Genomic DNA, 7,305 nt, shown 5'->3' with positions numbered 1-7,305 from the left:
GAGGGGTGGATCTGTCAGACTGGTTGCAATCGTTGCTCAAACACCCCAACCCCATCCAGATCCCGCAACACCACACTCATCTCCCCCGTCTGCCCATCAATATTCACCTCACCAAAAAACTGAAACCCGGCAAACGGCGAGGTGTTCTGTGCCGGTGGTGCTTTCTCGAACACCACCTCGGGACCAAAGGTCTTATCCAGCGAGTCAGGCCCGAAACTCCCCGCATTCAAAGGCCCGGCGACAAACTCCCAGAACGGTTCGAAATCCTGAAATGCCGCACGGTCCGGGTGGTAATGGTGCGCGGCGCAGTAATGCACATCCGCCGTCAGCCAGACAAAATTGCGCACCTGCTGCGCCCGCAAGAAACCCAGCAGTTCGGCGATTTCCAGTTCACGTCCCTGAGCCGGTCCCGGGTCGCCGTTAGCCACCGCTTCCCAACGCATCACGCCGGGGCTGACTTCACCGTCGGGTACGCCGAGGCCGATGGGCATGTCGGCGGCGATGACTTTCCACTGGGCATTGGAAGCCTTCAACTCACGTTTTAACCAGTCCAGTTGCTCACGACCGAGGAAGGGTTTTACGTCGCCGAGGTTGCCGTCATTGGCCCCGCGATAACTGCGCATGTCGAGCACGAACACATCGAGCAATGGCCCATAACCGAGCTTGCGATATATCCGCCCGCCGCCATCGGCGCTCTGCAACCGCATCGGTGCGTATTCGAGCCAGGCCTGACGCGCGCGACCGACCAGGCTGTGGATATCTTTGCTCTTATAGCGATCATCCAACTGCTTGCCCGACGACCAGTTGTTGACCACTTCATGGTCGTCCCACTGCCAGATCTGCGGAACCTCGGCGTTGAAGCGGCGGATGTTTTCGTCCATCAGGTTGTAGCGGTAATTGCCGCGATAGTCGTCGAGGGTTTCGGCGACTTTGCTCTTGGTTTCAGTGGTGATGTTGCGCCACACGCGGCCGCTCTCTGTGGTGAGCTGCGCAGGTATGAGACCGTCGGCGTAGATGGTGTCGCCGCTGTGGATAAAGAAGTCTGGCAGGCGCAAACGCATGGCTTCGTAGATGCGCATGCCGCCGATGTCCGGATTGATCCCGAAGCCCTGACCGGCGGTGTCGCCGCTCCAGACGAAACGGATGTCGCGACGGGTTTGCGGCACGCTGCGCAGGTGGCCGAACCAGGGTTCGCTGGCGACGCCGCTCTGGGCGTCTTCGAAGTGCACGCGGTAGAAAATCGCCTGGTCGGCGGGCAGGCCAGTGAGTTCGACCCGGGCAGTGAAGTCGGTATCGGACACGGCCAATGGCGAGACAAAACGACGGGGGTTGCTGAACAGGCTGCGGGTGTCCCATTCCACCACCATGCGCGCCGGACGATCACATCGGCTCCAGATCATCGCCCGATCGCCCAGCACGTCGCCGGACTGCACGCCATCGGTGAGTTGCGGCCGATCCTTGACCGAGGCAATCACCGCCGGTGCCAGGCCAGGCAACAACAGCCCGACACCCACGGCTTGAATGACACGACGGCGGCCGAGGTCGAATTCGCTCATGGTGCTCTCCCTGAAAAAGGAAAACTAAAACACGTGCGCATGAAGCCGGTATGACACAAAAATCTGCCAACACCGCAAATCCCTTGTGGGAGCGGGCTTGCTCGCGAAGGCGGTTTACCATTCACCGAAAATGGTGGCTGATACACCGCCATCGCGAGCAAGCTCGGCTCCTACAAGGAGAGGTGTCAGGCGCTGACTGGCTCTATTGCCAGCTCAACGACTTCCGGTCGCTTGACCACCGCATAAACCACCGCCGTCAGCAAACTCCCGGCCACAATCGCCAGCAAATACAGCAATGCATGGTTGATCGCATTCGGGATCGCCAGCACAAACAACCCGCCGTGCGGCGCCATCAGTTTGCAGCCGAAATACATCGACAACGCACCGGTCAGTGCACCACCGGCGATGCTCGCCGGGATTACCCGCAGCGGGTCTTTCGCGGCAAACGGAATCGCGCCTTCGGAGATGAAGCACAGCCCCAACACCAACGCCGCTTTACCGGCTTCGCGTTCGGTCTGAGCAAACTTGCGGCGCGCAATAAACGTGGCGATGCCCAGGCCAATCGGCGGCACCATGCCGGCCGCCATGGTCGCGGCCATCGGTGCATAACTTTGCGACGCCAGCAGCCCCACCGAGAACGCATACGCGGCTTTGTTGATCGGACCGCCAAGGTCGACGCACATCATTCCGCCCAGCAATACACCGAGCAGAATCGCGTTGGTGGTGCCCATGCTGTCGAGGAAGTGCGTGAGGGCTTCGAGCATCCCGGCCACCGGTTTGCCGACCACGTAGATCATCACCAGACCGGTGAACAGACTCGCCAGCAACGGGATGATCAGGATCGGTTTCAGCGCCTCAAGACTTTGCGGCAAGCGCGCATAACGGTTGATCGCCTGCGCCGCGTACCCGGCGATGAAACCGGCAATGATCCCGCCGATAAAACCGGCGCCCAAGGTGCTTGCCAGCAGACCACCAATCATCCCCGGCGCCAGGCCCGGACGGTCGGCGATCGAGTAGGCGATGTAACCCGCCAACAGCGGCACCATCAGCTTGAACGCGGTCTCGCCACCGATCTGCATCAAGGCCGCCGCGAGCGTGCCCGGTTCCTTGAACGCAGTGATGCCGAACACGAACGACAAGGCGATCATCAGACCGCCCGCCACCACCATCGGCAGCATGAACGACACGCCGGTCAGCAGGTGTTTGTAGACGCCGGTTTTCTCTTGCTTGGCCGGGCCTTTGGCACCGCTCGAAGCGGTTTCCTGCGTGCCCTCGGCCAACGCTTTGTTCAGCGTCGCTTCGGCTTGTTTGAGGGCGATGCCGGTGCCGCAACGGTATATCTTCTTGCCGGCGAAACGATCGGTGGCGACTTCGATATCGCAGGCCAGCAACACCACGTCCGCATCGGCGATCGCCGTTGTACTCAACGGATTGCGCGCACCGACCGAGCCCTGGGTTTCCACTTGCAGGTCGTAGCCCAGACGCTTGGCCGCTTGCTGCAAGGCTTCAGCGGCCATGAAGGTGTGAGCGACGCCGGTCGGGCACGCGGTAATCGCGACCAGACGCGGAGCGTTTTTCACGAGGGCGGCAGGCTCGGCCACGGCTTCGGGGGCGACGTAAACCTGAGCCTCTTCAGCACCGCGACGCAGCACCGCTTCAACATCTTGCAGGGCTTGCGCCGGGGTACTCTGGAACACCCGCTTGCCGACGAATCGCGACATATCCACAGGCGTGCTGGTCACCAGCAACACCCACTCGGCCGCCTCGATCGTGGTCGCCGACAATTGGCGTTCAGGGTGCGCGGCATCGTTGACTTCGACACTGGTGCTCCAGCCCTGACGCTGGGCCGCCGCGTCGAGCAAACGGGCGCACAGCACACTGGTGACCATGCCGTTCGGGCAGGCCGTAACAATGGCTAACTTCATGACAAACCCTCTTATTGTTCTGTCAGGGGGCGCACGCGCACACCCTGTTCGAGCCGCGCCAACTGCGTGGCGTCGCCAATACCGAAATCGATCTGGGTGACCGCCATCGCGGCAATCGCCGTGGCGGTGCGCAAGGTCTGTTCAGGCGTGTCGGCGCTGAGCAAACCGTGGAGCATGCCGGCCAGTAACGAATCGCCTGCGCCCACGGTGCTGACGACACTGACCTTGGGCGGCGTGGCATGCATCGCCGAGCCGACACTGAACCAGTTCACGCCATCGGCGCCGTCGGAGATCACCACGTGCTCGATGCCTTGAGCATGCAAGCGGCTCGCGGCTTGCGCTTGCGCAGCCACCGAAACCACCTCACAGCCCAGCGCGTCGGCCAGCTCTTCGGTATTGGGCTTGATCAGCCACGGGCCAGCCTTGAGCGCCGCCCGCAAGGCTTCGCCACTCGTGTCCAGCGCCACGTTCAAACCGAGATTTTTCAAGCGCACAATCAACGCCTGCAACCACTGCGCACTGATGCCTTGAGGCAGGCTGCCGGCAACGACGACCGCGTCATGACCGGGCGCTATTTGATCAAGTCGATTAAGCAACGCCTGTTGCGCGGCTTCACTCACCAAGGGGCCGGGACCGTTGATGTCGGTGATGCGCCCATCGCTTTCCGCCAGTTTGATATTGCTGCGAGTCTCCCCCGGAACACGGATGAACGCGTCGACAAACCCGCGTTTGGCGAACAGGGTTTCGAACGCTTGAAGATTGTCCTCCCCGAGGAAACCGCTGACCGTGAGCTGATGCCCAAGGTCCGCCAGCACTTGTGCCACGTTCACGCCTTTACCGGCGGCATGCGTGTGCATCTCGTCGCTACGGTTGACTTGGCCGGGGGTAAGCAGCGGCAACTGGACCGTGAGGTCCAGCGCCGGATTGAGGGTCAGGGTCAGGATCTTGGCCATTACAGGGCCTCCACTAGTGCGCGCACTTCATTGGCGCTGCCCACGGCCAGGGCCTGTTGGGCAAGGATTTGGGTCTGCGCCAGGCTGAGTTCGCGAATACGCGCCTTGACCTCGGCAATGCTGCGACCCGACACGCTGAGCTCGTCCACACCCAGACCGACCAGCACCGGCACCGCCAGCGGATCGGCCGCCAACTCGCCGCACACGCCGACCCACTTGCCGTGGGCATGCGCCGCGCGCACGGTGATGTCGATCAGTTGCAGCACCGCCGGGTGTAAACCATCCGCCTGGGCCGACAAGGTTGGATGACCACGGTCGATGGCCAGGGTGTATTGGGTCAGGTCATTGGTGCCGACGCTGAAGAAGTCGACCTCTTTGGCCAGTACCGGCGCCAGCAATGCAGCCGACGGCACTTCAATCATGATCCCCAGTTGCAGGTCGGCAACCGGAATTTCCAGACGCAGACGTTCGGTCATGTCCCGGGCCTGGCGCCATTCATCGACGCTGCCGACCATGGGGAACATGATCCGCAACGGACGGTTGTCCGCCGCTCGGAGCAACGCGCGCAATTGCGCTTCCATGATGTGTGGACGTTGCAGGGTCAGGCGAATACCGCGCACGCCGAGGAACGGGTTTTCTTCTTTGGCGATCGGCCAATATGGCAGCGGTTTGTCACCGCCAACGTCGAGGGTGCGCACCACCAGCGGCCGACCGGCCAGACCATCGAGGACGCGACGGTATTCGACTTCCTGGGTTGCCTCGTCCGGCGCTTGCGAGTGGGCCATGAAAATCAGTTCGGTGCGCAGCAGGCCAATGCCTTCGGCGCCCTGCTCCACCGCGCTGGTCACGCCCGCGCTTTCGCCGATGTTGGCGAATACTTCGACTGCATGACCGTCAGTGGTCAGTGCCGGTTGATGGCGTTGTTCGGCGGCTGCTTTCAGACGCTGCTCGCGGGTATCGCGCTCTTCGGTGGCGCGCTGCAAGGTCGCCGCGTCGGCATCCACGTGCAGGCGACCGCGTTGGCCATCAATCAGCAACGGCGTACCCGGCGCCAGCAGCAACACGGCCGGACCGGCGCCGACCAGCGCCGGAATACCGAGGGCTCGGGCGACAATCGCACTGTGAGCGGTGGCGCCACCGCGGGCGGTAAGGATGCCGGCGACACGGGCCGGATCAAGACGGGCGACATCGGACGGACCGACTTCATCCATCACCAGAATGTACGGTTGCTCCGGCTCGCTCGGGGTTTCGACGCCACTCAGTTGCGCCAGCACGCGACGGCCGATATCACGCAAGTCGGCAGCGCGCTCGGCGAGCAAGGCGTCCTGCAGCGATTCCTGTTGTTTGGCCGCCGCTTCAATCACCGCCATCCACGCGGCTTCGGCGCTTTCGCCCTGCTTGAGACGGGTGTCGACTTCATCGGTCAATTCCGGGTCGTCGAGCATTTCCTGGTGGGTGATGAAAATCTCGCGAATGGCCTTGGACTTGCTGCGTTCAATCAGGCCTTCGATGTCGCGACGCACGTCCGCCAGCGCCTGTTGGAGACGCTCGCGCTCAATCGCGGCAGACTCGCCGCGCAGCGGGTAATCGATGGTTTGCAGCACTTGAATGTGCGCCGGGCCGATGGCGATACCCGGTGCGGCGGCGATGGCCTGAACCAGACTGCCGGACGCTGGCGCGAGGACCACTTCGGCCACATCGGCGATCACTTCGCGCTGCTGGCTCACGGCTGGCAGCGGCTCGACTTCTTCACCGAGGCCTTCTTCGATGGCGGCCAGCAAGGCAGGCAAGGCATCGGCGGCGATGCTCGGTTCGGCGACAAATTCCAGCACCTGACCACGACGGGCGCCGAGGCTGAGCAGTTTGCTCAAGCTCTTCACCGACACCGCGCTGTCCTGGCCATCGACGATGCGTACGCGGATTTCACCTTCAAAACTTTTCGCCAGTTGCGCGAGGATCTTCGCCGGACGCGCGTGCAAGCCGTGGGCGTTGGCCAGCGCGATACGAGCGCTGGGCCAATCGGCCGGCAGCTCACCGCCAAGGACCTCGAGAACTTTACGGCTGCTGGTGGCGCGACCCAATTCGTGGCCGCGACCTTCGATCAGCAACGCACAAAGGCGTTCGAGCAAGGCCTGATGGGCTTCACCGAGGCTGGCCAGGCAGAACAGACCGCTGAGCGGCTGGCCGAGGTAACGCATGGGTTTGTCCGGCGTGACGAAGGCCAGGCCCGGACGCTTGACCGTTTGCTCGCTGTGCAACCACCACAAGCCATCGCCCAGTGGCAGCGCATCGACCTGCTGCAACACCGCCGAGAAACCGTTGCTCACACAATCGGCCTGACGCAGCAAACGCGCACCGCGCCAGACCAGCTCTTCGAAGTCATCGGCGGACACACCGAGGCCAATCATTTGTGCATCCAGCGCCAGTTCTTGCGGCGCGCCTTGCAGCAGTTTCAACAAGGCTTCGGCGGAACTGGCGCGGCGCAGTGCCTGGCCCAGGTCGGTTTCGCCGAGGGCACGGGTCAGCAGTTGCAACAGGCGCAGGTGTTCGTCGGACTTGGCCGCAATACCGATCGCCAGGTAGACGATCTGACCGTCGCCCCAGTCCACGCCTTCAGGAAACTGCATCAGCCGCACGCCGGTGGAAAACACCAGATCGCGGGTTTCCGGGGTACCGTGGGGGATGGCAATACCTTGACCGAGAAAGGTCGAGCCCTGGGCTTCGCGCGCCTGCAACCCGGCGAGATAACCCTCGGCCACCAGGCCATCGGTGACCAGATGCTGCGCCAGCAAGTGCAACGCTGCGGATTTATCCACAGCCGATTGGCCCATGGATATCTGCTCTATGGTGAGCTCGAGCATGCTTTCTCCT

Annotated in this window: 4 protein-coding genes; all 4 read right to left on the bottom strand. The window is 62.7% G+C overall.

Features of this window, described 5'->3' with window-relative positions; genetic code table 11:
* Window positions 1–14: 14 nt before the first annotated feature.
* Window positions 15–1,556, bottom strand: a complete 1,542-nt coding sequence (locus tag PMI27_RS02880; protein WP_008148983.1) for an alkaline phosphatase D family protein — start codon at window positions 1,554–1,556, stop codon at window positions 15–17.
* Window positions 1,557–1,741: 185 nt separating this feature from the next.
* The gene (locus tag PMI27_RS02885; RefSeq protein ID WP_008148985.1) at window positions 1,742–3,481 is read right to left on the bottom strand and encodes a PTS fructose-like transporter subunit IIB; all 1,740 of its coding nucleotides are present in this window, start codon (window positions 3,479–3,481) and stop codon (window positions 1,742–1,744) included.
* A gap of 11 nt (window positions 3,482–3,492) precedes the next feature.
* Complete coding sequence (pfkB, locus tag PMI27_RS02890; protein WP_008148987.1) at window positions 3,493–4,434, bottom strand: 1-phosphofructokinase; 942 nt, start codon at window positions 4,432–4,434, stop codon at window positions 3,493–3,495.
* Window positions 4,434–7,295 (bottom strand): phosphoenolpyruvate--protein phosphotransferase, encoded by a 2,862-nt coding sequence (gene ptsP, locus PMI27_RS02895; protein ID WP_008148989.1) that lies wholly within the window; start codon window positions 7,293–7,295, stop codon window positions 4,434–4,436. Before ptsP ends, pfkB begins: the two co-directional genes overlap by 1 nt.
* Window positions 7,296–7,305 lie beyond the last annotated feature (10 nt).

This window comes from Pseudomonas sp. GM41(2012), assembly GCF_000282315.2.
Taxonomy (GTDB): Bacteria; Pseudomonadota; Gammaproteobacteria; order Pseudomonadales; family Pseudomonadaceae; genus Aquipseudomonas.
Note: the sequence above shows the minus strand (reverse complement) of the source record. Positions and strands in the feature narration are given on the sequence as shown.